We start from the raw sequence: 24,920 nt of genomic DNA on the forward strand, positions 1-24,920 counted from the left end.
TGGAAATACGTTTTTGTTCATTTGTTGCGGGATGAGTTGGGCTGTTGATTTTTTGTTGATCGTCGATTGGGTGAATGGGGGGCAGCTATGAGCCAGGGATTATCTCAGGCAACAAATGCGTTATTGACGCATATCTTAATGGAACTGAAGTCAGGAAATATCCGTCGTTGTGAAGCATTGGGAATGACGATGGAAGAGGTTCGTCAATTGAGCCAACTGACGGTGGACGATCTGTATTACCTGACGCAAAGCAGTGTATCCGTACTCAACTTTCAGATTAATCACGACAATTTTTGGTCAATGGTTAACCAGGCTCGTACTGAACAAAAACGGTTACAGCGAATTGATCGCGCTCTGGCGTTAGGTGGCTCAATAGAACTGATGCAATTCTATTTTGGCCTGTCGACGTCGGAAGTTAGCTCAAGACGCCGTTTAAATGGTGTCGAAACACGGCAGGGGAGAGTTCAGGCCCCCACGGAAGAAGAAGACGCTGCACTATGGGAGCAATGGCGCAGCTCTGGACTGTCATCGCCTGATTCACATGAGGCACTGGACGTCATGATGCTGGCGGCAGAACAGCAGAATGTTTCTCTCACTGCGGTCTGGACTCGTGTTAATGCCTGGTGCCGTGAAGCAGTACTGGAAAGAAAGGAAAAGGCGGGAGGCTGAGATGCAGCTTGCTGAGTTTCGTATATGTCAACGCGCAACCCCTAGTGTTGTGCGTAAAGCGACTCGTTTCATCGCGGCATGGCAGCGCGGTGAACGAATTTACAAGCGCTTGCAAACCAATGGCTACCTCAAAATCGACATTGGGCCGTTCTGGCGTTTGTTAAGCAAGGATGGTGGCGGACATTGGCATTTGATGAGCCATGAGACCTATAACAGGGAAATCAAAAAATGACGATAAAGCGCAAGATCTGGGCTGCCAAGACGACGCTATGGCTACCGTCATCCCGCGTTCAACTGGATGGTGACGTTGAGTCGGTAGTCGTCGAATTGTTTTGCTGTTTACCGGAAGAAAAGCAACAGTCATTGCTTGCCGCAATACACCGTGCCCATGTTCGTATGGGCAAATTACCTCAGGAGAGCAAGTGATGATACTTGCCGATAAATCGTATGTTCTGGGGGCGATGTTCATTCAGTTCCTGCTGGCTGATGAGCTGTGGTATACAACAACCAGAAGCGAAGGGATCATTTATCATGTGATTCATTTGGGGTTCTCATCGTTAAAAAAACCGTCTTCCCGCTTTCCATTTCGAACTTTTCATATCATTACGTTCTCGTTTCTTATCATGAATGTCCGTGTTGGATTGATTCAAACAAACGGTAAGCGATGATGGGATTACCTGCTGACAGTGTCATCGCATTCACACTCCAGAGAATGGAGGAGGGTATTTCCCGACAGGGAAATAGTGACTCCTCGAGCCCAGTCAATGAACGTAGCGGATTGCTTTATCTGGGGAATGTGCATGATGCCGTTCCCCGGCGACTGTTTCTGGATAGCAGGCTTAGCCCGCTGGATAAAACAGCATGGGTGATGATCCGTTTATATGCCCAGCAAAATGATGGTGCGGTATTTCCTACATACGATGAGCTGCAACTCCAGTTGGCTTCACCTCACGCAGAGAAAGCCTCGCGCGAAACCATCAGCCGTACGCTGCTAATGTTGCGAATAACCGGCTGGCTTAGTCTTTGTAAACGTGTGCGCGATGAGTATGGGCGCGTACGCGGGAATATCTACGCTCAACATGATGAGCCGCTGAGCTGCCGCGATGCGGAAACGTTCGATCCAGGCTGGCTGGATTTGGTTGCACGCAGCTGCGGACATAAAAATAAATCCGTACGGATGACCGCACTCAATGTTTTGGAGGCGATCCGCAACGACCCCTCCATGCGACATCGTCATTCCAGAGTGTCCATGATTGAGGCACGCCTGGATTCACCATCAACGCCCTCTCAACTGGCATCACTCCAGCGGGGAATGCAGCCGGGTTCGAATTCCGAACTCAGTAAAAAACAAGGCGAGATAAGGGAAAAATCACTGAGTTCGGAATCCGAACTTAGTGATGGGAATAGCAATAATACACAGAGTTCGGAATCCGAACTCTGTCTAAAATCAACAGGTTATAACCAAGTTCGAAAATCGAACTGTAACGTACGTAGTTTCACACACAGTGTGAATAAAAAAACGTACGTACCCGAGGGAAGGGATCGTTTAACGCTGCCTGAAGCGTTGCTCAGCCGGATCAAGCCCCATGATGCCGACATGTTGACCAGGCAGCTCTCCGTATTGCCGGATGAGCAAGCATCTGCTCTGCTGACCATGCTGAATACACAGCTCAAGCGCGGGCAGTTAGCCAACCCACTTGGTTGGCTATTGTCGATGATGAAATGCGCCCGGGAAGGGCGACTGGTGCTGCCAACTGAGCAAACAGAACAATCAACAGGAAGCGTAGCGCTTTCTGAAACGGCGAAGGGAAGAGCGTCGGCAACAATGACACCAACGGTGGAGCGTCCCGCTCCTGAGCTGGCAGAAAGCCTTCCTGCGCAGCCAGCCTCCAAGGCGAGTCAGGAAAGAGTTTCCAGCCTGGTTTCTGATATCAGAGCCAGAATATTGAACGCTGGAAAATAAGGTGGTTAAAAATTGTGCTTGCTGCCAGTGGCAGAAAGGTCAAGAAATGAGCAACCTGATGTCCAGGATGGCATGCGGGGTATCTGGCTAGTACGGATTTGGTGTGGTGGTTAAAAAGTGTACTGTGTTGCGCCCCGCAACACAGTATGAAAAACAACCAGTGCGATATTCAGGGTGGTATACGGGATATCAGGTCAGTACGGATTTGGCTGTATGGTTAAAAAGTGTACTTTGCTGCCACTGGCAGCACGGTATGAAAAACAACCAATGTGATATTTAGGGTGATATTTAGGGTGATATTCGGGGTACCTGGTTAGCGTGGATTTGGTCGTGTGGTGAAAAAGCGTACTTGTTGCGCCCCGCAACAAGGCTAAAAAACAACCATATTGATGCGCTTGCGTCAAATTCGTGAAACCAATATTGAGTTTTGCGTTGTTGGGGGAGTCCTCTTTATTAACTATTTAGTCTTTCTTAACTGATTAATTAACAGGTTAGAGAGACAACGATGGCTGAAAGAGTTGGAAAGACGACGGGTGCATTGCAGTCTGAGTTAAAAATTGAATTGCATACTAACTATGCAATCAATCTCTGGGTAGGGCGCCGAAGAGTAAAACAGAATGACGAAAATGGTGTTGCTGCCCGTCCTCCTATTATGGGAATGCCCGGGTTCCTGCATCAGGCTGCGCGTATCAACAGCGATTCGCTGAAGAACAACCCATGGGCTGACAAGACCATGTTGGCTCTTGAGGAAAAACTCAATGAGGCCAGCACATTGATGCATGAAGAAATTGCATCCCTGGATAAGGAAATGAATGTATTGCCTCGGGGAGTCACTCTGACGGAAGCCGTTGCTAAAGAGCCTCTGGACATCAAGGTATACAGCAATTCGCCACTGGGATATCGCTGTGTCTATCTGCTGATTGGGTTTGACCAACTGGCTAAACAGGTTTTACAGGCATTTCACTATGGCTTGATTTCACGTAATCGTCGCGATCAGTTACTTCAGGGGAATGGTCGATCGCTACGCCAGATCTACTCGATTGTTTTGAAATACCGATCGGTTCCAGTGTCACGAATTGACGCTATCGAACAAAATGAAGCCTGGCAAAAAGCCTGTGAGGCCTTAGGTGAGCCCGATCGTGATGTATTGCTGGGTAAGAAACGTTCCATATTCTCTCCGCCAATCCATGAAGCCAGCGTCAATTTGTTGCTCATGCACGATAAAGCGCGCGCGATTCCTACGTCAACTAATCGGTAGTCTGGAGGGACGTTGTGCGCCTCTTTATCTGTGAAAAACCCTCTCAGGCCAGAGATATTGCTGCTGTTCTGGGAGCAACAAAGCGAGGACAAGGTTTTTTATCTGCTCCAGGAATAACCATAACCTGGGCCCGGGGGCACCTTTTAGAAACCGCCTCACCAGAAGTCTATGGCACCCAGTTTGAGAAACCGTGGCGAATAGATGTGTTACCGGTTTTGCCCCCCGTATGGCAGATGGTTGTGAAGTCAGAATCGTCAGACCAGTTCACGGTCATCTCCCGATTGTTGAAGCAGGTTGATGAAGTCGTCATATCAACTGATGCTGATAGGGAAGGAGAAGTTATCGGATGGTCTCTGTTGGAATATTGCGGATGGAGAGGTCCCGTTTTTCGTTTGTGGCTGTCTGCATTGGATGAGTCCAGTATTCGTGCTGCATTAGCTGCTATCAAACCAGGTTCAGAAACAAAGCCGCTTTATTATGCTGGCCTGGGGCGTTCGCGAGCGGACTGGCTAATAGGTATGAACCTGACCCGGCTTTATACCGTGAAAGCTAGGGATAAGGGATATGACGGGCTTCTGTCTGTTGGGCGAGTGCAAACCCCTGTATTGGCGATGGTCGTTAATCGTGAGCGAGAAATAGCGACGTTCGTCCCTAAACCTTACTGGCAAGTATGGGTAGCACTACAGTCTAATGGTGTCCGTTTCTCTGCGCAGTGGGTTCCAGCGAAAATGTATGTCGATGAAGAGAAACGCTGTATTCATCAGGACATCGCTCAGCAAGTTGCACAGCTTTGTAAACAAACAGGCAAGGCAACGGTAATTGAGCAGGAAACAAAGCGAGAAAAAGAGGCTGCACCCTTGGCGTTCACCATGGGAACGCTACAGCAGGCCTGCGGCAGACTTTGGGACATGAGTCCTCAGAAAGTGCTGGACATAGCACAGAGCCTGTATGAGACGCATAAAGCAACGTCTTACCCGCGAACCGATTGTGGGTTTCTTCCTGAGTCAATGCGTGAGGAAATTCCTGATGTCCTGAGTGCATTGGTGAAAATCGACCCCTCACTACAGGCGTTGATTTCTCAGCTAGATACTCGTTTTGTTTCCCGCATATGGGATGACAAAAAAATGACTGCCCACCACGGTATCATTCCGACACGGCATGTTTGTGACATGTCGAAGATGAGCGATCAGGAAAAGCAGGTTTACGTGTTAATCAGACGACATTATCTAGCCCAGTTTTTTCCTCTGCATGAAGTCGATTTCACGCGACTTTCCCTAAATATCGGAGGCCAACTGTTTCAGACAACGGGTCGGGTCGTTGTTGTTCCTGGGTGGAAACGTTTGTTTAGTCAGCAGGATGACGGTGAGCACAAAGAGTCGGCGGCGGATGAGAAAGATCAATCTTTACCTATGCTGGTAAAAGGAGATAACGGTGCTGTTACTGGCGCTGAGATAAAGGCGCTGAAAACAAAGCCTCCCCAGTATTTTACCTTCCAATCATTGATTGCGGCCATGATGAACGCTGCGGCGTATGTGACCGATTTAACATTGAAAAAAGTACTGAAAGAGAACGCAGGGTTAGGTACGGAAGCGACGCGTGGTGGGATTGTCGAAACGTTACTTGCACGTAATTTCATCATCATAAAAGGTCGCTACTTGCGTGCAACAGATATTGCGATGGATCTTATCGACGCTTTACCTCACGCATTAAAGGAACCGGGTATGACGGCGCTTTGGGAGCAGGCGCTCGATGAGGTTGCTAAAGGGAAAATGACGCTGGATAACTTTATGTCCCGGCAAACTCAGTGGATTTGTCAGCTTGTTTCCCTGGGCGCTCAACAAGATGTTGTCGTTCGCGTTCCTCCTACGCCTGCTTGCCCGCTTTGTGGTAGTAAGACGCGGTTACGAAAAGGGGTAAAGGGATCGTTTTATGGTTGTGAGAAATATCCTGACTGTAAGGGGATGATTAACATCCCTGGCCAAGGCAAGAATACGGCACCTAAAACACGAAAGAAAAAGCAGAATTAACTGATTGCAGGCGGGGGGATGAGTTGTTATTGTGCATCCGGCTCTGAAGCCGCACCCCGTGACTGCGGTCTCTGTCAGCGTTTGCATAGCGTTGTCAGTGAACAGTCTGACTGACAGCTCCCTCACCTGAGAGCCGAGTCTGAAGGCACTAAAACTCCGTGAAACCAGTGTCGGGTCCTGAACATACCCCGGAGCTACTGTGAAAACAGATATACCGAAGATCGATGGTGCAGATCGTATGGCGGTGCCTTGTGGCACCGCTTTTTTTTTTATTTTCATTCTTCGGTGATGAGTTTTTCCATAGCCGGAAGATTGACTTCTTTTTCACCAGGTTTAATGATTAACAGGCCAATCGTTGTCTCTGACAACTGCCAATGTTCCCGTGATTTGAGAGGAGCGCCTTCGGGTAATCACATGCCAATGCCATCGTTAACCTGAGAGATGGCGCTTTCGAGCGGTAAATCTGTTTAACCTTTGAAAACAGAGACCGAATACCGGTTAAGGCCCACTTCACTCATACAGCCAGTCAAAGGCTCAATTGTCTTTGACTCCCCTGCGGGAAACATACTCCCGCCAGGGATGACTGTTTCTCCGCTACCTGTTTGTTTTTTACTCCGGAGAAACATCATGACTGCAAATAAATCTACCCAGAATCAAGCTACTAGCACTCAAAATGGCAAAAGCAATGAGTACTTCAATCTGAATGTTACTGGATTGGGGTATCTGAGCGATATTCGCCATGTTACTGGACCGAATGGTCCATTCATCAGTTGTGTCATCAATGCCTTAAGTGGTCAGAAAGACAATGCGAATTATGTTCGCTTTGACGTGACCCCAGCAGGTAAAGAGGCCATCGCTTTGATTAAACGCTGCGAAAAAGCTGTTGATGAAGACAAAAAGGTGTTGATTAATTTCACACTGAGCAATCTGTCTCCCAGCATCTTTACGCTGAACTCTGGTGACCATGCCGGTGAACAACGTGTCAGCCTCAAAGCCCGTTTAATCAAGATCACCAGGATTAAAGTGGGTCAAGAAGAAGTCTACAAAGCCGAGAAGTCTGATTCATCTGACTCCACGCCGATTCAGAACAGCCCTGCGGATTCTAAAGCGTATGCGGAGAATTCGTTCTAATTCGTTCTGATAACAAGCATCCCTTAACCCCTCTGCTTGCAGAGGGCTTCAACAGGCAGGAGAAAGATTATGGCTTCACGTGGCGTAAATAAAGTAACACTTATCGGATTTTTGGGACAGGATCCTGAAGTTCGTTATATGCCAAATGGTAACGCAGTTACTGGTATTACTATGGCAACGTCAGAAACCTGGCGCGATAAACAAACTGGCGAAGAAAAAGAGCGTACTGAATGGCACCGTGTGGTGATATTCGGCAAGCTTGCAGAAATCGCCGGAGAGTATTTGCGTAAAGGGTCTCAGGTTTACATTGAAGGGCAACTTCAAACACGTAAGTGGCAAGACAGTGCGGGTGTAGATCGTTGGACGACCGAAATTGTAGTCAGCCAGCGTGGCACGATGCAGATGTTAGGATCTCGCCCGAACGATGGAAATAACAATCAAAGTGCAGCCAATACTGCATGGGGAAAACCTCAGCAGCCAGTTGCACCGGCGCAGAGTGGTACGCCTCAGTCTCAACGTCCAGCAGGCAATGAACCGCCAATGGACTTCGACGACGATATACCGTTCCTTGGGTTTGGTTATGGTGTATGTCGCAAAGCGATTTATGCTGTTTCGTAAACACATGCACCAGTCTTTGACTGGTGCTTTTTTTTTACATGACAGAGCTTGTCGGCGGAATAATCGCCTTTTTACCTATCTCAACGGGAGAGTCAGTGTGTCGCAATACTTGTCTCAGGTTTGACTGGCGCATTTTTATTCACCATAATCCAACGTAATGAAAGGGACGCCGATGCCAGTGATACTGAGGTTTAGAGGTTTTACATTTTTCTTCTACTCGAATGAAGGCAACCCCTTGGAGCCAGCACATATCCATGTACGAGGTTCAGGCGCGGAGGCCAAATTCTGGTTAATGCCAGAGGTTGAACTTGCTCGAAATGATGGGTTTAATGCTCGAGTGTTGAAAGATCTCTCCGAAATTATTGATACTAACAAAGCGTCATTTCTGGAGGCCTGGAATGACTATTTCAGCTAAGAAAGTTCGTTTCGATGAATTCAACATGTGGGTAGAACTGAGTGATGCTCGTACCTTGGGGATCCCGTTAGCCTGGTTTCCCCGACTGTTGCATGCAACAGAAGCGGAACGGAATAACTATGAACTGAGTCCCCGCGGTATTCACTGGGATAATCTTAATGAAGATATTTCTGTTGAAGGTTTGCTTGATGGACGTGGCGATGTTACCCATCGTCCTCACTATGCAGCATGATTATTTTTATTAATCCAATAATGTAACGCTGGCTTCGGTCAGCGTTTTTCTTTTCTGAGCACGTTTTTAGTTTAGCGTTGTTCAGTCCCTGCTTGTCGGCAGAATAACCACCTGATTTTGAGATTTCTCTTAAACGGTGGAGACTGATGACAAGACTTATACGGCACCCTCGAAATACGCCAACGCTGGCATGCCTTTCTGCTGCTGCAATGTTGGTAGCGGGATGTGCTCAACAGACAACGACGTCCTCAGTTTCCCGTCAGAACGTATCCCCCAGAGTGAACGACATTTATCAAAATCGTTCGCCAGAAGTCGTGCGTTATGACCGCTATACGCTGGTCAGCACTCGGCCTGCTGATTCACAACGCGATCCCCTCAATCAAATGATCGACATCACGATGCCGCCACAACTGGTGCGTAGCGTCGGGGATGGGTTTCGTTATTTGCTGCTTGAATCGGGGTATTCATTATGTCCCAGCAGTTCCTCGATGTTCACTGAACTGTTGAATCGCCCCTTACCTGGCTTACAGCGCTCAATTGGCCCTGTTCGGTTAAGTGAGGCATTACAGATAGTGGCGGGGCCGCGTGGCGGTTACGTGTTGACGATGTGAATCGTGAAGTTTGCTTTGTTCTGCGTGATGAATATCGTTCATTTGCGCCTGTATCTCCCACCGTATCGTCTAAACCCGCTATTGCTACCACAGATAATGCAAGGCAGGTTGCGGCAACGTCTGGAATGTTAAAACCAGACAGCCAGCTGTTGCCTGTACCGGCGTTAACAGCGCTCCCTCCTCTGGCATCTTCTCGTAAGACGGTTGCTCCAACAGTGGCCAGCAATACTGTCCCCTTGAATAAACCAGTATCGTCATCGGCAACAATGTTGCCAATTAGCCCAACCCCCGCGAACGGAAAAGAATCCGTTACACAGGTAAAACCACTTTCTTCCCCTTCGACTGTAAAACCGGTTGCGGCACCGACAACGGCATTGCCTCCCTCACCTGAGGCATTGGCTTCGCAACCTTCAGCTTCGATCGCGTTACCCTCATCAACTGCGTCACGATCGCCATTTGTTTCAGGTAAGCCCGTCAGCACATTACCTAAGGGGACGCTATGGCGTGCCGAAGTAGGAACCACGTTGCATGAGTCAGTCAATAAATGGGCTAGTGAGTCGTTGTGTGTCAATGGCGGTAACTGGATTGTCATCTGGCCGGTCAATCTGGACTACCGAATTGATGCTCCACTTTCTTTTCATGGCAACTTCGAATCTGCGGTAACGCAGGTATTTGATTTGTACCGTAATGCCGAAAAACCGCTGTTTGCCGAAGCTAACCGTATTCAGTGCCTGATTTCGGTCAGCGACCGTCCGGGAGAGCGGCGTTAATGGGATATTCCATCACGGCGTTCGCTCTGGTGTTCTTCCTGATTGTCGGTAACGCCAACATCAGGCGTTCTGATATTCGAGAAGGTAGCATCGGCACAGGAGTTGCATCGTTAGTGGCAAGCGACATGTTACGTATCGCGTCATCAATTAATGACTGGCGTTATGACAACGTGGTGGAGGATGGCGTAGTTGATTTTGCCAACATTGCATTAATGCCCCGTCCTGATTACCGAATCAATCATGTCATTGCCGATGGACGACTCTGGATATGGACGACGAGTTTTCCTGGTCTGATTGCTGCACTGAGCGAGCGATCGGTGACATCTGCGCTGATCGGTGTGGCCACTCATGGCCGTCTGACGATGTTAGACGGCACAGATATGAATTTAACGCTTCCGGTCGGTGTCGCCGACGGAGATGTTGTTTACCTTAATTAGGAGAGCAGGATGCAACCGTATCCGGTTTATATGGGGCGTCGCCGATTCGCGTTAGGTTCGATTGCGTTAGCAGTATTACTGTCGGGATGTGCGCTGCGAGACATCAAGCAGATGGAAAATGATGCGGAAGCGACAGGGCAGCAGGCTAGTCGTATTACTGTATCACAGACATCACGTAAGCAATCCTCGGTTACCTGGGTGGATACACCCTGGGTGAATTTGAGCCCGATTGTCGCGGTTCCTTCATCGTCGGCAGAGAATAAAAAACTGGCCTATTGCCCCTTTACGGTCAATCGCCCAGATGGACTGTCTTTGCTGGAGTTGGGGCAGCGTCTAACTCGAGTTTGTGGTATTCGCGTTGTCATCACACCAGATGCAGCACAAGTTCAGTCTGCCGCCATCAGTAATTCTATTACACAGCAAATGCCGGGAGCGTTGCCTGCCCCGGATGATAATGGGCGAGTATCTTTGTCACGGATACCGGGTGCGGCGAATGCACAATCTGCACAAATTTCATCGGGGGCGTCGGGGCTGCGTTTAGGCGCGTTGAAATGGGATGGTAATGGCGTTGGTGTTGCAGGCCTGCTTGATAATGTGGCCGGTCAGTTAGGGTTGTCATGGCGAGCAGATAACGTCAATCAGGCGGTATTTTATTACACAGAAACCCAAACGTACCAACTCGCCATCCTTAATACCAAGACGGAAAGTACGGCCAGTGTGATTTCTGGGTCATCGACGAGCATGGGGGCTTCTGGAGGGAGTTCGGCGTCAAGTGCGGCTTCCGGTGATGCGAGCTCATCGCAGAAAACGACGACAGATTTGAGCAGTGACCTCTATGAAGATATCCGGAAAACGGTAGAAACCATGCTGACACCTCAGCATGGTCGATTTTGGTTGTCTGCGGCCAGCGGATCGTTAACCGTAACGGATACGCCAGAGGTGCAGGCCCGTGTCGCCCGCTATGTTGAGCATCAAAATGAGGTGCTTAATAGACAGGTACAACTGAATGTTCAGTTGATCAGCGTCATACAGAGTAAAACGAATCAGGTCGGGCTGGACTGGTCTCTGGTTTATAAATCATTAAATAATATCGGCGCCACCATGAGCGGTAGTTTCAACGGGGCGTCGGATAACGCGATGAGCGGTGGCGTGTCGATTCTAGAGAGTGCGACAGGCAATGCGGCGAAATTCTCCGGATCCAGTGCGTTGCTCAAAGCGTTAGCAGAACAGGGTAACGTCAAAGTCGATATGAGTCAGGCCGTACCGACGACAAACTTGTCTCCTGCACCGTTTCAACTATCAGATCAGACTGTCTATATTGCGCGTAGCAGCACAACCTCGACAACGAATGCTGGCTCTACCAGTTCTCTTGAGCCTGGCATGATCACGACCGGACTCAATATCACCATGCTGCCATTCATCAGAGAAACCGGTGATGTGCAGTTGCAGTTCTCATTCAATTTATCTGACCCGCCAACTATCCGCTCATTTGTGACGGCAGACGGTAACTCGCGTATGGATATGCCGTACACCAAAGTACGGTCGTTAACCCGAAAAGTGAATCTACGCGCAGGGCAATCTTTGGTACTGACCGGGTTTGAGCAGGTGAATACCACAACAAACAAATCAGGCACGTTTAGTCCTGATAATTTTATCTTCGGTGGCGGGCGCAGTGGGAATAATACCCGAACGTCGTTGGTTATCGTCATTACCCCAGTCGTGTTGAGGTAAGCGATGAAGCCACTAAGTCGAAAAGCGAAAAATACAGAAACGGCACACGCATCACTGGTATTACCAGTTGGTCGCAATGGGTGGGTCGCCGGATTAAAATGGGTACCGGAAGCCGATATGACATCTACGACATCCCGGTTTGCCAGAACCTTCAAAACCTATCCAGGTACACACCGTGTTGCGATAGGAAAAAAACGTCCGCGTAATATGGGGTATGGTCGCTCGGGTCGTTTGCATCAGCGCCGAACATTGTATTCGCTGGCAGGCGCGTTCCTGCAACACGAAGGGGACAACAGTTACGGTATTTACCAGATTGATGAATCTCGCTGGGTCTTTCTGGCGACACTCAATGGTCAACCGTCTGTTATGGCGGATATCGTTGGCTCACTGAATGAGGTATTGAACAGTCAGACACGCTTTTTATCATTTAATGATGCGCCAGCGGACGGTTGGACATTGGCGGCAGACCCCGAGTCTGCGACGAGCTGGCAGGTACTGACACAGGATCTGAGCCATCAGCAACTCAAACAGATCCGGCTCGTACGTCTGACATCCCCGTATAGAATGTTTATTGCCGTCTTGTTACTGGCAGCCATTGGGGTGGGGGGAGGATATTGGCAACAGGAAAATGAATTGGCCGAACAACACGCTGTGGCTCTTGCTGCCCTGAAAGCGGAGCAAACGAAAGCGCGTCAGCAGGCACAAGCTCATACATTCCCGCACCCTTGGGCAAAGGTTTGGCCAACGTCGTATTTTCTCAGCAAATGTTATTTCACCCGTCAGCCGTTACCCGTGTCGATTGCCGGTTGGCTCCTCAACGCCGGTGAGTGCGTCAACGAGGGTATGCGTTTACGCTACGACGCCCGTCCAGGTAGTACGGTTGCTGATTTTGACAAACGAGTCCGTGAGCTTTTTGGTCAGACGGCATCATTCAAATTTTTGGAAGGCGCGAAATCAGGCGACGTTTTTATTCCCTTTATTACTGACAGCGCCCCAATTCCATGGCGTGATGAACCCGTCCCGATGGCCAGGGTTCAACTGATACGTTTTGTCTCGCATTTTCAGCGTCGGAATATCGAGGTTCCGCTAACTAAAGTTGCCCCACCAACTCATGCACCAGGGGATGCGCCCGATAAGCAGGTGCAAGACTGGCATGAGTATACGTTCACCATTGATTCTCGTCTGGCGCCGGAATGGCTGTTAGCAGATTTTGACGAAACGGGCATTCGGCTGAATAGCATTGCATTTACGCTGAGTGCTGAAGGGCAGTTTGATTACAAGATCCAGGGGCATCTCTATGCGCAAAAATAATCAATGGGGCTGGCTGCTTCTGCTGTTTGTCTTCTCTGTCCAGGCTGATGAGCCAGATGCGAAAACGGCAGAGGCATTATTAGCGGCAATAGATGTCACGGTAGGGCGACTGGAGGCCGTCCAAGCATACAACATGCTGCTGGCAGCGCAGGTCGAAAATGCAAAGCTGAAACGCATGCTGAATGAAAGTCAGCAACTCCCCGTTCAGCCACCTGTCGCTGTTTCATCATCACCCGCTGGTGTGCCATTTTCTCTACCCGTTTCATCAATGGCGGGGCAGGTTGCGCAAACCGCGCGTACAACGGGATCCGACAAACCTGCAACGCTGGTATTACTGGAAACATACGGTAATGGAAAAACCATGTTTGCCAGATTACGTCTTGCCAATGGTGGCGTTATTGAGGTGACACGCGGTGATCGGCTGCCTGGTACTAACACCACGATCAGCGCTATTTCTGATGCGACCATTAGGTTGAGTGATGGCACATCGCTGTCATTTTGAGATAAGAGGCCGAAACCATGTTTTCAGTTGATGAGCGGATTGCGGACTGTGTGCTGCTGGAGAATGTCTCTGGCAGTATAAATGTTGTTATTGATGTGAACCGACGTTCTGACCCTGTATTGCAGACTTGGATTGCTCAGTTTATGCAAACAGAGCGTCAGGCCAAAACTGAATTTGTGCCGCTGAGTGATTTGAATGAACGCCGTAAGAGAAAGATGTCAGATAGCGGCAAGGGGATTTCTCTCGCTGACTTAGCCGATGTGAGTGTTCGGCAGAAACAGGTCCTGGGCTATTTTGAACAGGGTAAAGTTTTTCAGGCCTCTGATATTCACCTGATCATTGATGCTGATCTGTGCCGTATTCAGTACCGTATCCACAGTGAACTGGAGACGGTTGATGAGTTGAAAGGCGAAGAAGGAATGTCGTTGGCGTCTACGACCATCCTATCTATGTGCGATGTGACAGAAACGCAGTTCTACCCTAATCGTAAGCAGGATGGGCGCATTAAGGCTGAGTTTCTGCGCAAGGTAGGATTGTTTGGGGCGCGTTACAGCCATACGCCAACGGCATCAGGTCTCTACGTTGTCATGCGAATTATCCCTGATGACGGTGACAACGTGCCGTCATTGGCGCAATTGGGATTACTGCCTCAGCAACAGCAACTGGCGCAACAGATGGTACGAACGCCTGAAGGGATCGTTTTGTTGACAGGCCCGACGGGGTCAGGAAAAAGTACGACGTTGCGTTCATTCAGTGCCATGTACCTCGAACGCACAAAGGGGCGCAAGCGACTGCTAACCATAGAGGATCCGCCTGAAGGCGCGATCCCTGGCGCTATTCAGACGCCAATTATCGCCGATAAAAGCAACGCAAATGCAGTGAAGCAGGCCTGGGATAAAGCGAACTCATCTGCATTGCGACTGGACCCTGATGCGATCCTGATGGGTGAAATCCGTGATGATGTTTCCCTTAAAGCCGCGCTGTATGCCTCAGAAACCGGACATCTGGTTCTGAGTACGCTGCATGCCAATAGCGCGGTAGGCTCTCTGCGTCGCATGGGGCTGATGGGAATATCAGAGGAGCTGATCGCCGATCCCCAACTGCTTATCGGTTTGATCAGTCAGCGTCTGGTGCAGGTTTTATGTCCACATTGCCGGGTTTCCTGGGGACAGAAGGTTCTTCAGTTATCACTTGAGCAACGTGAACGTCTGGAACGTTATTGCCAGGCCGCTGGTCTCTGCCAGGTTGAGAACCTGCATTTCCGGAATGCTGAGGGGTGTCCCCAGTGCCAGAAAAAACTGAATGAACGTATTGTCAGTCGTGGTGTTGTGGGTCGCAGCGTGATTGCTGAAGTTATTCGCCCTGATGCGCGGTTTATGTCGTTATACCGGAATGAAGGACAATTAGCAGCACGACAATACTGGATCGACGGTCTGGGCGGAATTTCCCGGCGCACGCATCTTTTGCACAAACTCAATGCAGGACAGGTCGATGCGCTGGACGCTGATTTAGTGTGCCCATTGGATGAAGATGACATGTTGCGCATTGACCTGCGGAGTTCAACGCATGCGTGAGATATCCGGTTTTGAACGTATCCGCTACGAAATATTGCGTCGAACGTTCAGTGGCGCCTATCGAGCCCGATTCTATACCGTGCTGCGTTTTTTGCTGGAGAACAACACCCCTTTGCTGGATGCGATGCAGGAAATCGAGGATGTGCATACCAATTTCGGTGAACACTGGCATCCCTATGCAGAACTGACGGCCGATTGCATTGATGCGCTGCGCGATAACAGTGAAGGCAATTCGCTAGAGGATGTATTGGCAAAATGGGGACCGGCAGAAGAGGCGGCATTAGTCAGTTCTGGAATGGTAAGCGGCTCTTTACCCGATGCGCTGGGTCAAGTGAGCGTGCTGATTGAAGCACGTCGGACCATTTTTTTCATGGTGTTGCAGATGCTGATTTATCCGCTGCTACTTCTGATTATGGTAAGCGGTATGTTTGCTGTGGTGACATACGGCCTGAAACCAACGCTGGCGCAAATGTCCGATCCTGCCAATTGGTCTGGCGCATTGAGTGTTCTGGCAGCGATGTCTGATGTTATTGAATTACATGGTGTGATCATCGCTATTTTGGCGCCGATGGTGGTTTTTCTGGTGTTGTGGTCTCAGTCTCGATGGACAGGAATGTTACGTCAGTATGCTGACGCTATGATGCCCTGGTCCATTTATAAAGAGCTTCAGGGCTCGGTGTTTTTGATGAATATCGCGTCTTTACTGGAAGCAAACGTGAAAACGCTGGATGCGCTGAATCTGCTGCGCCGATTTGCCTCGCCCTGGCTTTGCGAGCGGCTGGATGCGGTTATTGACAACCTGGAAGAGGGCGCCCCATTAGGGAAAGCACTGCGTGACTGCGGTTATCAGTTTCCGAGTAAAGAGGGCGTAAATTACCTCTACCTGCTGACCAGCCGTGATGGTTCGGCGGCTATGATCCGCCGTTACGGTGAGGAATTTCTGAAAACCACGCTGGCCCGCATTCGCTTTCGTATTGCACGTATGCGTCTGTATTCACTTCTGCTGATTATCGGCTTCTTCATTCTTGTCTTGCTGACCATATTCCAGGTTCAGGACATGAGTAATTTCACTGGGCAATAATGTATTGATTAAGGAAGGAAAAATAATGTCTGATATTTTTGAACCTGTTTCTCAACAAAAACGCCAGAACCCTCATCGGGGCTGGGCGATTATGGAAAATGGTGCGGTCGCACTGGTAGTTATTGTGGTGATTGTGGCTATTTTGGGGAGCATTTATATGTTGTGGGGGCGAAAAAATGTCGCCACTGAAATCACCAACTATCAGAATATGATATCCAGTGCTCAGGGATTATTGAGTGATGGGGGGGGATACGATTTTAGTAGTGGTACGAAAATGACGGGGTCGCTGGTTCAGGTTGGTGGCGCTAAAGGTGTGAAAACACAAGGAGCGATCAGTTCAGGAAATGCGACGCTCTGGAATACTTGGGGTGGGCAAATCATTCTGACACCCGTTGCCGCCAATGGATTCAATAATGGATTTACGCTGGCAACAGAGAAAATTCCTCAGGACGCCTGCATCACGATTGCGACTCGTATGAGTTCTGCCGGCGCCGTATCGGGGATCACGATTAACAGCAGTGCTCATGCGGATGGAAAAGTATCATTGGAAACGGCGGGGACAGAATGTCTGGCTGATAATGGGCGGACGGGGCAGAACAAACTGACCTTCACGGTTAACGGTTAATGCGTGAACAGCCGTGTCTTTCTCCTGATGCTGATGGCACTCCTGTTAATCAGTCAGGCTGCATCAGCCTTCTGTTTTGACGCAGCCGGCACGAAATATCGGGTTGATGCGTTGCTGATAAAAGCTATTGCGGAGGGAGAAAGCTCCCTCAATCCAGGGGCCATCAACATCAATAGGAGCAAAGAAACCCGACGAGAAGTGAGTCGTGATTTCGGATTGATGCAGGTGAATTCAACGCATGTGCCCAAGCTGATTGCGATGGCGGTTATTAGTGATAAAAGCGAATTATTAACCAAACCTTGTTTGAATGTGCAAATTGGCACATGGATATTGGCAACGCATTTTCAGGTGTGTGGTATCAGTTGGAATTGCCTCGGGTCTTATAATGCAGGATTCAGAAAAGACCGCCATGAGACGAGGGAATCCTATGCCAACCGCATTTATAAAATCTATAAACGATTGTTGAAAGAAGAGCGGGGGATTGTATTGCCATGATATTCCAGTTCAATGCGTTTACCCCGTGGTCACCTTTTATTTTTGTCGGATTGTTTGCCGTATTCAGTTATTTGTTGAATCAATCCCGTCAGTATTTAGCTGAACGCGGGGAACATCTTTACTGGAATGAATATATTGCCCGTTTCTTTGTAGCGGTATATGCCCTGGCGGGCGTGTTGGTTTTTTTATCTCCCCTCTCACTTTTTGAACGTTTAAGCATGCTTCTGTTTTTGGGATTCATGTTGCAACTTAGCGTGATTGATGCAATGGCAGGTTGGTTGCCGATTGAATATACCGGAGCGACCAGTGTCGCGGGGATAGTTGTGACGCTAAGCCGTGGGGATATAAGGGGATTTATTTATGTTTTAGGGACGATGGCAGGGATAGGCATACTTTTCGCAGTTGCTCGTTTTTATTTCAACCTCAAAGCTCGGCGTGAAGTATTGGGACTTGGGGATGTGTGGTTGTCGGTAGCGATCGCTACCTGGTGTGGCTGGTCAGACACATTGCACGCTTTAATGATGGGCGTGAGTGGATTTGTCATCTGGCACGCGTGCTCCCGATATAAAAGAAAGGAAGGGCCGCTGGGGCCATGGCTATGTGCTGGCGCCATGCTGGTACTGATAAACCGCGTATTCAATCCTGTTGTCGTGTGGTGAAAGGTGAAAATAATGTTGATGTTCAATAAACCGCGGACACCGCATCGTGGCTGGGCTCTAATGGAGTTCGGTGCGGCGTTACTGATTCTGCTGAGTGTGGCTATTTGGGGGACGTCGCTCTATCGCGACTATATGCAGGAGTTGCAGTATCAGGTTATGGCGCAACAAGGGACTCGTTTTAAAGCAGCCCTAAAAGGATACGCGGGTCGCTATTACGATATGTTACTTGGACAAGCGGGAACGGCAACACCTGTTATTGTCACGACTACGATGCTGAAAAATACAGGATTCTTGCAGGCTGGGTTTAGTGAAACGAATCCTTCCGGACAGCGCTGGCAAGGCGCGATAGTCAGGAATGCGCAAAATACGTCTCAACTTCAGGCTCTGGCCTATACCCATACGGGGTCTGCGTTACCCTTTAAAGCACTTCGTTTCATTTCATCGAATATGAATGGGGGCGGCTACATATGGGAAACCGGTCAGATTACGGGTGCGCTGGGGATATGGAAAGAACCGTTAGCTACTTTTGGTGTTACGACGACGCCAGGGCAGCTTGCTGCCGTTCTGACAACAGATGAATTACGTGGTGCCAGAGAGGAGAGTGACCGTTTATATCGTTTTGCTGTCAACGGCAAACCTGATTTAAACCGCATGCATACTGCTATTGATATGGGCGGCAATAGCATTAATAACGTGGATAAGGTGAATGCTGAAAATGATATTACGACGAACAATGGTTGGCTGGTCACCAAAAATAACAAGGGTTGGATGAACGAAACGCATGGTGGTGGGATCACTATGGATGATAATGACTGGGTCAAAGTCATCAACAACAAAGGGATTAAGACTGACAGGGTTTCAACGCACTATGTTGAGCTCGAAAAGATCGAGATTGCAGGCACAACCTGTCTGAAGGATGGGGTTGTAGCCCGTGATAATGTTGGTGCAATACTTTCTTGCCAATCCGGTGCGTGGAAATCACCCTCATCTATCCAGCCTGGCACCATCACGATGTGGGGAACGCCCGTTCCTCCTGAGGGCTGGCTGGAGCTCAACGGCCAGCTATTTAATCCCAGCGGAAATCCCATTCTGGCCAGCCTGTATCCTTCCGGCCAGGTGCCGGATTTTCGCGGTTACTTTCCTCGAGGCTGGGATAATGGGGCGGGGATTGATCCAGGTGAACGGGCTATGCTTAGTTATCAGGAGGATGCCATTAGAAATCTGACTGGCGAATTCCAAACAATTGATTATCTCGGGTATGAAGCTAGTGGTGTATTCGGTCGCGTTGAAAAAACAGGTAGAGCTCAAATAGGCGGAACACCTCAAGACTGGAGTCATTCAAAAATTCAACTTGATGCATCCCGCTTAGTACCTACCGCTGATGAAAATCGACCTAAAAATATCGCGGTAATGTTTATTATCAAGGCTGGTTGAACCGCTTGAACGCTTTGCCAATCCGGTGCGTGGAAATCATCTTCCTCCATCCAGCCTGGCACCATCACGATGTGGGGAACGCCCGTTCCTCCTGATGGTTGGCTGGAGCTCAACGGCCAGCTATTTAATCCCAGTGGAAATCCCGTTCTGGCCAGCCTGTATCCTTCCGGCCAGGTACCGGATTTTCGCGGGTATTTCCCTCGAGGCTGGGATAATGGTGCTGGTGTCGATTCTGACAGTGTCCGTTCAATTTTAAGTTATCAGGGCGATGAAATTATTTCGCATAAACACGCAATAACCATGTCTCATGAGCACCAAGGGGCTACTGATGGAGCCGGTTTTCCACAAACAGATGGGTCGGGGCCTATGATTAAGCATGCAGAAACAGAGCCTGATGGTTCGTTTCCAGAAAGAAGCGGGGCAGGAAATCCCATGTTTTCTTTTGGTGGAAAAGAGACTCGTCCAAAAAATGTAGCGGTAATGTTCATTATCAAGGCTGGTTGAACCGCTTGAACGCTTTGCCAATCCGGTGCGTGGGAAAACGTAGAAAAACCGGAGTCACTATGTGGTTTCTCATCAGAGGATCATCTGGCTGGTAATGTGAATATCATACCTTGTCAGGGGCATAATCCGCTTTTTTCATGCCCCTATGGTTATGATCGATTTAATATTTTTAAGGCTGATAGCAATGCCCTATTTTCATGCGTGATCACCAAAATTTTATCCGGTGATTAGTTTGCCAATCCGGTGCGTGGTCCGGTGATGAAAAACCACAGGGTGCATTGTGTGGTTTTGCATCTGATGACCACTTATCAGGGAATATCAATATCTATCTTTGCAAGGGGCATAACCCATCGATTTCATGCCCTCATGACTATGTTCGATCGAGAATTTTCCAGGCAGACTCGAATTTTCTCTACTCTTGCGTCGTCATCAAAGAGTTGATCGGTAGCTAACCGGCCTTGATGATGAACATCACTGCGATGTTCTGAGGCCTAGTCTCAACACCACCAGTTTTTCCTGAATCGGATGGATCATAGTTATCAAAGCCCTGAGCATCATCATTCCCCCAGCCATCAATATGGCCCCCCCACGTATATTTCCTAACTATAGAACCTGTATGAGAGTGCTCTTTTAATTCATCTCGCTGATAGCTAATTATAGAGCGGGTACTATCAGGGTCGACACCAGCACCATTATCCCAGCCCCGGGGGAAATATCCCCTGAAGTCCGGCACTCTTGATGAGGGATATAGTTCCGCCAGAATGGGATTGCCGCTGGGATTAAATAGCTGGCCGTTGAGCTCCAGCCAGCCCTCAGGAGGAACGGGCGTTCCCCACATCGTGATGGTGCCAGGCTGGATAGATGAGGGTGATTTCCACGCACCGGATTGGCAATTAGGAAAACTACGGTATTGTCTTCCCTTTTAAATTTTAGGGACTGACACTTCTGATGAAAAAACGTATAAAAAAGATGCTATTAAGCAAGGCGCTGGACAAATATTTCGCTACTGTCTCACGCTATAAACGGGGGCAGTTGCAGGAATTTTATCGAATAAACGTTATCAAAAGATCATCGCTTGCCAACCGAAATATGGATGAAATTTCATCAGTTGATATTGCTGGATATCGAGATGACAGACTGGCCCAGATTAATCCACGTACAAAAAAATCTATCAGTGGCAACACTGTTCGTCTTGAGCTTGCGTTGCTCTCCGCATTGTATAATTTGGCCAAAGTTGAATGGGGAACATGCACGAGTAATCCAGTTGAACATGTAAGAAAGCCTGCGGTGTCTTCAGGTCGGGTGCGTAGGTTAACGTCACAAGAAGAACGAGGTCTGACCCGTTACTTCAGAGGTAAAAAACCTGAGTTATTAGCTATTTTCCGTTTGGCCATTGAGACAGCGATGAGGCAAGGTGAAATACTGTCATTACAATGGGAGAATATTGATCTTCGACTCGGGATTGCTCACCTGCCGTTCACAAAAAATGGTTCTGCCCGTGATGTCCCATTGTCTTCAAAGGCGCGTCTGGTCTTGAAGGAAATTGGCGAGCTGGGGCGTGATGATACGGGAAGTGTTTTTACATATACGTCGAGTGGCTTTAAAAGTGCCTGGCGTATCGCATTACAGTCTCTATCGATTAATGATCTGCATTTTCATGATTTGAGGCATGAAGCGATTAGCCGGCTGTTTGAATTAGGGACATTAAACGTCATGGAGGTTGCTGCGATATCTGGGCATAAATCCATGAATATGCTGAAACGGTATACGCATCTCAGGGCTACTCACCTTGTCAGTAAATTGGATGCTCGCAAAAAGCAGGCACAAAAACTAACCTCAATATTTATTCCTTATCCCGCAGACATTTACACTTATGATGGTGCGATCACCCTGAAGTTTTCTGATTTTGATGACCTTGAAGTGACTGCTGCAACTCACGATGAGGCATTACGGAACGCATCGGTAGAACTGTTACGGTTCCAAGCTATAGCAGCTAAAAATGGCGAAAGGCTCCCCCCTCCTGGTCCTGTATCTGTGAATTCAGTTAATAGGCTTCTCATCAGCCCCTTGTAACAAGACTTGGTAATTTTCACATGACGGTATTGAGTTAAATATCGTCATTCTTCTCCGTATTTAGCACTGTACATGCCTCATTATATTTAAAAGGGCTTTGTTCAGTGGCTACTGAGATATTTCCTGGTACAGCGTCGTCACCCAATGATGATGCGCCGCGCGCCAAAACGACCTCTTGGGGGCGCCGCACTTTAGTTAAACCTGTTTTATACACACTCCTGGGGTTGGGAACTGCTGTTCCATCTATTCTCTGTGTGATTTTTTACCTGCAAATGAGTGAGATGGGTATACGTCTTAACTCTCTTGAAGCCGCGCTCCGTAGCGGCCAGCTTAATCAATTGTCGGTTTCTGTGACTGAGTTAGAGAAACATGTGGTAGAGCAGAATTTACGCTTTGCAACTAATGAAAAACTCGATGCGGGTATGCAGGAGCTTTTTTCCCGGGTTGATAGGAATGTCGCATCGTTATCGAAAGAAAATGAGGATATTCGTCAGCAACTGGTGCAGGACGATAACCGATTCATGGAATTGAAGTCAGCTTTCAATCAGTCGCTATTACGTCTTGATGCTCTAAGCCAGCTAAAGGAAGTATTTGAGAAGAAAAATGCTGAGCCTCCTTCTAGTGCAACCACCTCTCAATCTCGGCCAGCTAATTCCCCGGCTAAATCAAAAAAGTCGATACGGTCAGCCAAAAGTGTGCCACTGGCTGCACCGTTTATTCTGACGGGCATTGAACAGCGGGGAGGGCAACGGTACGCCGTAGTTATGCGTCGTGGCGCGACAACGCTATCAGAAATGCAATTGGTTGCAGTGGGAGATTCTGCATGGGGATGGACACTACGAGATATGCAGGACCATGAAGCGATATTTTCCGTCGGCGGCAGTCAACAGCGCCTTTCAGTTCAATAGGACTCCCTATGAAAAAATGTAGCATTGCTATTTTGAGTTTATTTTTTGTTTATTCCCTTTCTAATGCAGCTCTTCCGGGGCCAGTGCAACAAAAAGAGCTGCAACAACGTGATATTCAGATCAAAGAAACTGAGCAGGAAGCACAGCGGTGGGGGCTGAGCCATTCTGAATGGGAAAAATATCAACAACTCAAGCAAGGCAAGCGCGGAATACAATCGCCTGGCTTAGATCCGCTGACGACCTTAGGGATTGAAAGTGACAGCTCAGCGGAACGACGTCGTATGGCTGAGCTTTGGGTTAAAGAAGAGTATCAACGTACGGAAAAAGAACTGGCTTTTCAGCGTGAAGTGAATGCTGCCTGGAACCGTCTGTACCCTAATGCTCTCTCTGTAAACATGGGTAACGCTGCCGGCATTGCTCATGATTCCGATGGTCGGCTGGCGTTATTTGTTCGTGATAACTGTACCCGTTGCGATACCCGATTAGCGGCTGTTCTGGCTGATAACCGAGAAGTCGATATTTATTTGGTTGGCAGCGACGGAAAAGACGAAACGGTCCGACAGTGGGCTGTTAGCCATAGTATTCCTGTTGATCGCGTCAGAAACCGACAGATAACGCTCAATCATGATCAGGGGCTGTGGGCGCGTTATGGTCAAGGTCAAATGCCAGTCATCCTGCAACAAGGGGAAAATGGATGGCAAATCGCAGCATTTTAATCAGTACGCTCATCGTACTAGGGATAATGCATAGCGGTATTGTTAGCGCACAAAAACGTCCTGTTACCTTGCAACAAATTCCTGCAGCATACCGACAAATTGCTAAAGATGCGCGCGTGCCAGCTGAGTCACTTTATTCACTCGCACTAACGGAAAGCTCACGTCGATTGCCTTACGGTGAGCGGCCATGGCCGTGGTCGGTCAATGTTGCTGGAAAAACGTATCGGTATGAGACACGCGAATTGGCATGGCAGGCGTTACGCCAGTTTATTCGCCAGACACCGCTAAAGAACATTGATGTTGGGATCGCTCAGGTTAATTTGGGCTGGAACGGACATCGTTTTCGCTCTTTTTATGACGCATTTGAGCCGTTTACCAATTTACGCGTTGCTGCACAAATCTTACGTGAGTGCTATGACGCCAAACCTGGTAGTTGGTTACGTGCCGCAGGGTGTTATCACCGTCCTGCCGGCGGCCTGCCAGCTGAAAGGTATATGGCGATTGTGCGCCAAAAGCTGAAGCTTATTTCTCCGGTTCAGGAATCATTGGAGTCATCGCCGCCCATCCTACTTGCATCTTCCGAAGCCATTATTCCCAGTCACCAATTAACATGGATTGAGCCAGAATGAATACATTACGTCCTTTCGTTTTGTCGATTATTTTTTCGGGTATTTTCTTATTGCCATCTTTTGTTTCAGCGGAACTTACTGTTGTGGCCGATCTCGGTGGGGAATCTACCGACGCCTATTTTGAGGCGATTAATCCACAAACGGATCCGAATTTTTCCGGTAGCACTCTGTCACTAGATTTACCCTCTCCTGTCTCAGGTACTGGTCTGACAATAGCCTCCGTGCTTCCCGTCACGACACCAGAGCTTACTCCTGGCAAGGTTGCACCCAGAGCATTAAAGCTCACTGGTATGCCACCGATTTTCATTATTGGTGATGATCCCCTGTCTCGGGACTGGCTGGTAAAGCGGGCGGGGGAGCTGCAGCGCCTGAAAGCGACGGGATTTGTGGTCAGTGTTTCGTCCGAAACATCTCTGCGTGAGTTACAGATGTTATTGCCGGGAAATGATATTGCCCCCGTATCAGGAAGTGACCTGGCGAAGCGTTTGCAGCTTTCTCATTATCCTGTGCTGATAACTGAAAACGGATTGTCACAGTGATCGGGAAC

27 protein-coding genes and 1 pseudogene are annotated in these 24,920 nt (G+C 48.7%); 27 read left to right on the forward strand and 1 reads right to left on the reverse strand.

Translation table 11 applies throughout. The annotated features are described in order from the left end of the window. The first annotated feature begins 87 nt into the window (after window positions 1-87). The 22 genes and pseudogenes from E2566_RS04560 (at window position 88) to E2566_RS04670 (ending at window position 20,047) form a co-directional block, all read left to right on the forward strand. The gene (locus E2566_RS04560) at window positions 88-669 is read left to right on the forward strand and encodes a DUF2857 domain-containing protein (RefSeq protein WP_012822371.1); all 582 of its coding nucleotides are present in this window, start codon (window positions 88-90) and stop codon (window positions 667-669) included. A gap of 1 nt (window position 670) precedes the next feature. Continuing rightward, the gene (locus E2566_RS04565) at window positions 671-901 is read left to right on the forward strand and encodes a ParE family toxin-like protein (RefSeq protein WP_012822372.1); all 231 of its coding nucleotides are present in this window, start codon (window positions 671-673) and stop codon (window positions 899-901) included. Further along, on the forward strand, window positions 898-1,095 hold the full coding sequence (locus E2566_RS04570; protein ID WP_012822373.1) for a hypothetical protein: 198 nt from the start codon (window positions 898-900) through the stop codon (window positions 1,093-1,095). The genes E2566_RS04565 and E2566_RS04570 overlap by 4 nt, the downstream gene beginning before the upstream one ends. A 241-nt stretch (window positions 1,096-1,336) precedes the next feature. Continuing rightward, window positions 1,337-2,632 carry an STY4528 family pathogenicity island replication protein gene (locus tag E2566_RS04575; protein ID WP_165800627.1) on the forward strand — a complete coding sequence of 432 codons (1,296 nt, stop codon included), beginning with the start codon at window positions 1,337-1,339 and terminating at the stop codon, window positions 2,630-2,632. 505 nt (window positions 2,633-3,137) lie between these two features. After that, the gene (locus E2566_RS04580) at window positions 3,138-3,890 is read left to right on the forward strand and encodes a PFL_4669 family integrating conjugative element protein (protein ID WP_107168173.1); all 753 of its coding nucleotides are present in this window, start codon (window positions 3,138-3,140) and stop codon (window positions 3,888-3,890) included. Window positions 3,891-3,904: 14 nt separating this feature from the next. Further along, the gene (locus E2566_RS04585; protein ID WP_107168172.1) at window positions 3,905-5,917 is read left to right on the forward strand and encodes a DNA topoisomerase III; all 2,013 of its coding nucleotides are present in this window, start codon (window positions 3,905-3,907) and stop codon (window positions 5,915-5,917) included. Between the two features lie 627 nt (window positions 5,918-6,544). Continuing rightward, window positions 6,545-7,048, forward strand: coding sequence for an STY4534 family ICE replication protein (locus E2566_RS04590; protein ID WP_014701084.1), 504 nt, complete (start codon window positions 6,545-6,547; stop codon window positions 7,046-7,048). A gap of 69 nt (window positions 7,049-7,117) precedes the next feature. After that, entirely contained in the window at window positions 7,118-7,666 is a 549-nt protein-coding gene (locus E2566_RS04595) for a single-stranded DNA-binding protein (RefSeq protein ID WP_107168171.1), read from the forward strand. A gap of 172 nt (window positions 7,667-7,838) precedes the next feature. Further along, window positions 7,839-8,081, forward strand: a complete 243-nt coding sequence (locus E2566_RS04600; protein WP_107168170.1) for a DUF4160 domain-containing protein — start codon at window positions 7,839-7,841, stop codon at window positions 8,079-8,081. Then, entirely contained in the window at window positions 8,065-8,313 is a 249-nt protein-coding gene (locus E2566_RS04605) for a DUF2442 domain-containing protein (RefSeq protein ID WP_107168169.1), read from the forward strand. The genes E2566_RS04600 and E2566_RS04605 overlap by 17 nt, the downstream gene beginning before the upstream one ends. A gap of 146 nt (window positions 8,314-8,459) precedes the next feature. Beyond that, window positions 8,460-9,694 (forward strand): annotated as a pseudogene (pilL2, locus tag E2566_RS04610) (PFGI-1 class ICE element type IV pilus protein PilL2). After that, entirely contained in the window at window positions 9,694-10,131 is a 438-nt protein-coding gene (pilM, locus tag E2566_RS04615) for a type IV pilus biogenesis protein PilM (RefSeq protein ID WP_107168167.1), read from the forward strand. Before pilL2 ends, pilM begins: the two are co-directional and overlap by 1 nt. A gap of 9 nt (window positions 10,132-10,140) precedes the next feature. Further along, complete coding sequence (gene pilN / locus E2566_RS04620) at window positions 10,141-11,862, forward strand: PilN family type IVB pilus formation outer membrane protein (protein ID WP_240618607.1); 1,722 nt, start codon at window positions 10,141-10,143, stop codon at window positions 11,860-11,862. 3 nt (window positions 11,863-11,865) lie between these two features. After that, window positions 11,866-13,173, forward strand: coding sequence for a type 4b pilus protein PilO2 (gene pilO2, locus E2566_RS04625; protein ID WP_107168166.1), 1,308 nt, complete (start codon window positions 11,866-11,868; stop codon window positions 13,171-13,173). Then, a complete protein-coding gene (gene pilP / locus E2566_RS04630; RefSeq protein ID WP_107168165.1) occupies window positions 13,160-13,675 on the forward strand; it encodes a type IV pilus biogenesis protein PilP in 516 nt (171 codons plus the stop codon). The genes pilO2 and pilP overlap by 14 nt, the downstream gene beginning before the upstream one ends. Before the next feature lie 17 nt (window positions 13,676-13,692). Beyond that, on the forward strand, window positions 13,693-15,249 hold the full coding sequence (locus E2566_RS04635; RefSeq protein ID WP_107168164.1) for a GspE/PulE family protein: 1,557 nt from the start codon (window positions 13,693-13,695) through the stop codon (window positions 15,247-15,249). Further along, window positions 15,242-16,330, forward strand: a complete 1,089-nt coding sequence (locus E2566_RS04640; protein ID WP_107168163.1) for a type II secretion system F family protein — start codon at window positions 15,242-15,244, stop codon at window positions 16,328-16,330. The genes E2566_RS04635 and E2566_RS04640 overlap by 8 nt, the downstream gene beginning before the upstream one ends. A 25-nt stretch (window positions 16,331-16,355) precedes the next feature. Continuing rightward, the gene (locus E2566_RS04645; protein ID WP_180787964.1) at window positions 16,356-16,955 is read left to right on the forward strand and encodes a type 4 pilus major pilin; all 600 of its coding nucleotides are present in this window, start codon (window positions 16,356-16,358) and stop codon (window positions 16,953-16,955) included. Between the two features lie 27 nt (window positions 16,956-16,982). Beyond that, entirely contained in the window at window positions 16,983-17,450 is a 468-nt protein-coding gene (locus E2566_RS04650) for a lytic transglycosylase domain-containing protein (protein ID WP_107168228.1), read from the forward strand. Next, the gene (locus E2566_RS04655) at window positions 17,447-18,109 is read left to right on the forward strand and encodes a prepilin peptidase (protein WP_107168162.1); all 663 of its coding nucleotides are present in this window, start codon (window positions 17,447-17,449) and stop codon (window positions 18,107-18,109) included. The genes E2566_RS04650 and E2566_RS04655 overlap by 4 nt, the downstream gene beginning before the upstream one ends. A 12-nt stretch (window positions 18,110-18,121) precedes the next feature. Next, a complete protein-coding gene (gene pilV, locus E2566_RS04660; protein ID WP_240618606.1) occupies window positions 18,122-19,543 on the forward strand; it encodes a shufflon system plasmid conjugative transfer pilus tip adhesin PilV in 1,422 nt (473 codons plus the stop codon). A gap of 69 nt (window positions 19,544-19,612) precedes the next feature. After that, complete coding sequence (locus tag E2566_RS04670) at window positions 19,613-20,047, forward strand: phage tail protein (protein ID WP_107168161.1); 435 nt, start codon at window positions 19,613-19,615, stop codon at window positions 20,045-20,047. Window positions 20,048-20,495: 448 nt separating this feature from the next. Here E2566_RS04670 and E2566_RS04675 read toward each other — a convergent pair whose 3' ends face one another. Beyond that, window positions 20,496-20,885 carry a phage tail protein gene (locus E2566_RS04675; RefSeq protein WP_107168160.1) on the reverse strand — a complete coding sequence of 130 codons (390 nt, stop codon included), beginning with the start codon at window positions 20,883-20,885 and terminating at the stop codon, window positions 20,496-20,498. Between the two features lie 110 nt (window positions 20,886-20,995). Between E2566_RS04675 and E2566_RS04680 the strand changes: the two genes are divergently transcribed. The 5 genes from E2566_RS04680 to E2566_RS04700 all read left to right on the forward strand — a co-directional run bounded on the left by E2566_RS04680 (window position 20,996) and on the right by E2566_RS04700 (window position 24,912). Next, complete coding sequence (locus E2566_RS04680) at window positions 20,996-22,120, forward strand: site-specific integrase (RefSeq protein WP_107168159.1); 1,125 nt, start codon at window positions 20,996-20,998, stop codon at window positions 22,118-22,120. A gap of 104 nt (window positions 22,121-22,224) precedes the next feature. After that, entirely contained in the window at window positions 22,225-23,028 is an 804-nt protein-coding gene (locus tag E2566_RS04685) for a hypothetical protein (RefSeq protein WP_133169847.1), read from the forward strand. Between the two features lie 8 nt (window positions 23,029-23,036). Next, window positions 23,037-23,744, forward strand: coding sequence for a TIGR03759 family integrating conjugative element protein (locus E2566_RS04690; protein WP_107168157.1), 708 nt, complete (start codon window positions 23,037-23,039; stop codon window positions 23,742-23,744). Beyond that, window positions 23,723-24,373: a lysozyme family protein gene (locus E2566_RS04695; RefSeq protein ID WP_107168156.1), complete on the forward strand. Its 651-nt coding sequence runs from the start codon at window positions 23,723-23,725 to the stop codon at window positions 24,371-24,373. Before E2566_RS04690 ends, E2566_RS04695 begins: the two co-directional genes overlap by 22 nt. Next, complete coding sequence (locus tag E2566_RS04700) at window positions 24,370-24,912, forward strand: integrating conjugative element protein (RefSeq protein ID WP_107168155.1); 543 nt, start codon at window positions 24,370-24,372, stop codon at window positions 24,910-24,912. Before E2566_RS04695 ends, E2566_RS04700 begins: the two co-directional genes overlap by 4 nt. Window positions 24,913-24,920 lie beyond the last annotated feature (8 nt).

Source organism: Pectobacterium punjabense, assembly GCF_012427845.1.
In the GTDB taxonomy this organism is placed as follows: domain Bacteria; phylum Pseudomonadota; class Gammaproteobacteria; order Enterobacterales; family Enterobacteriaceae; genus Pectobacterium; species Pectobacterium punjabense.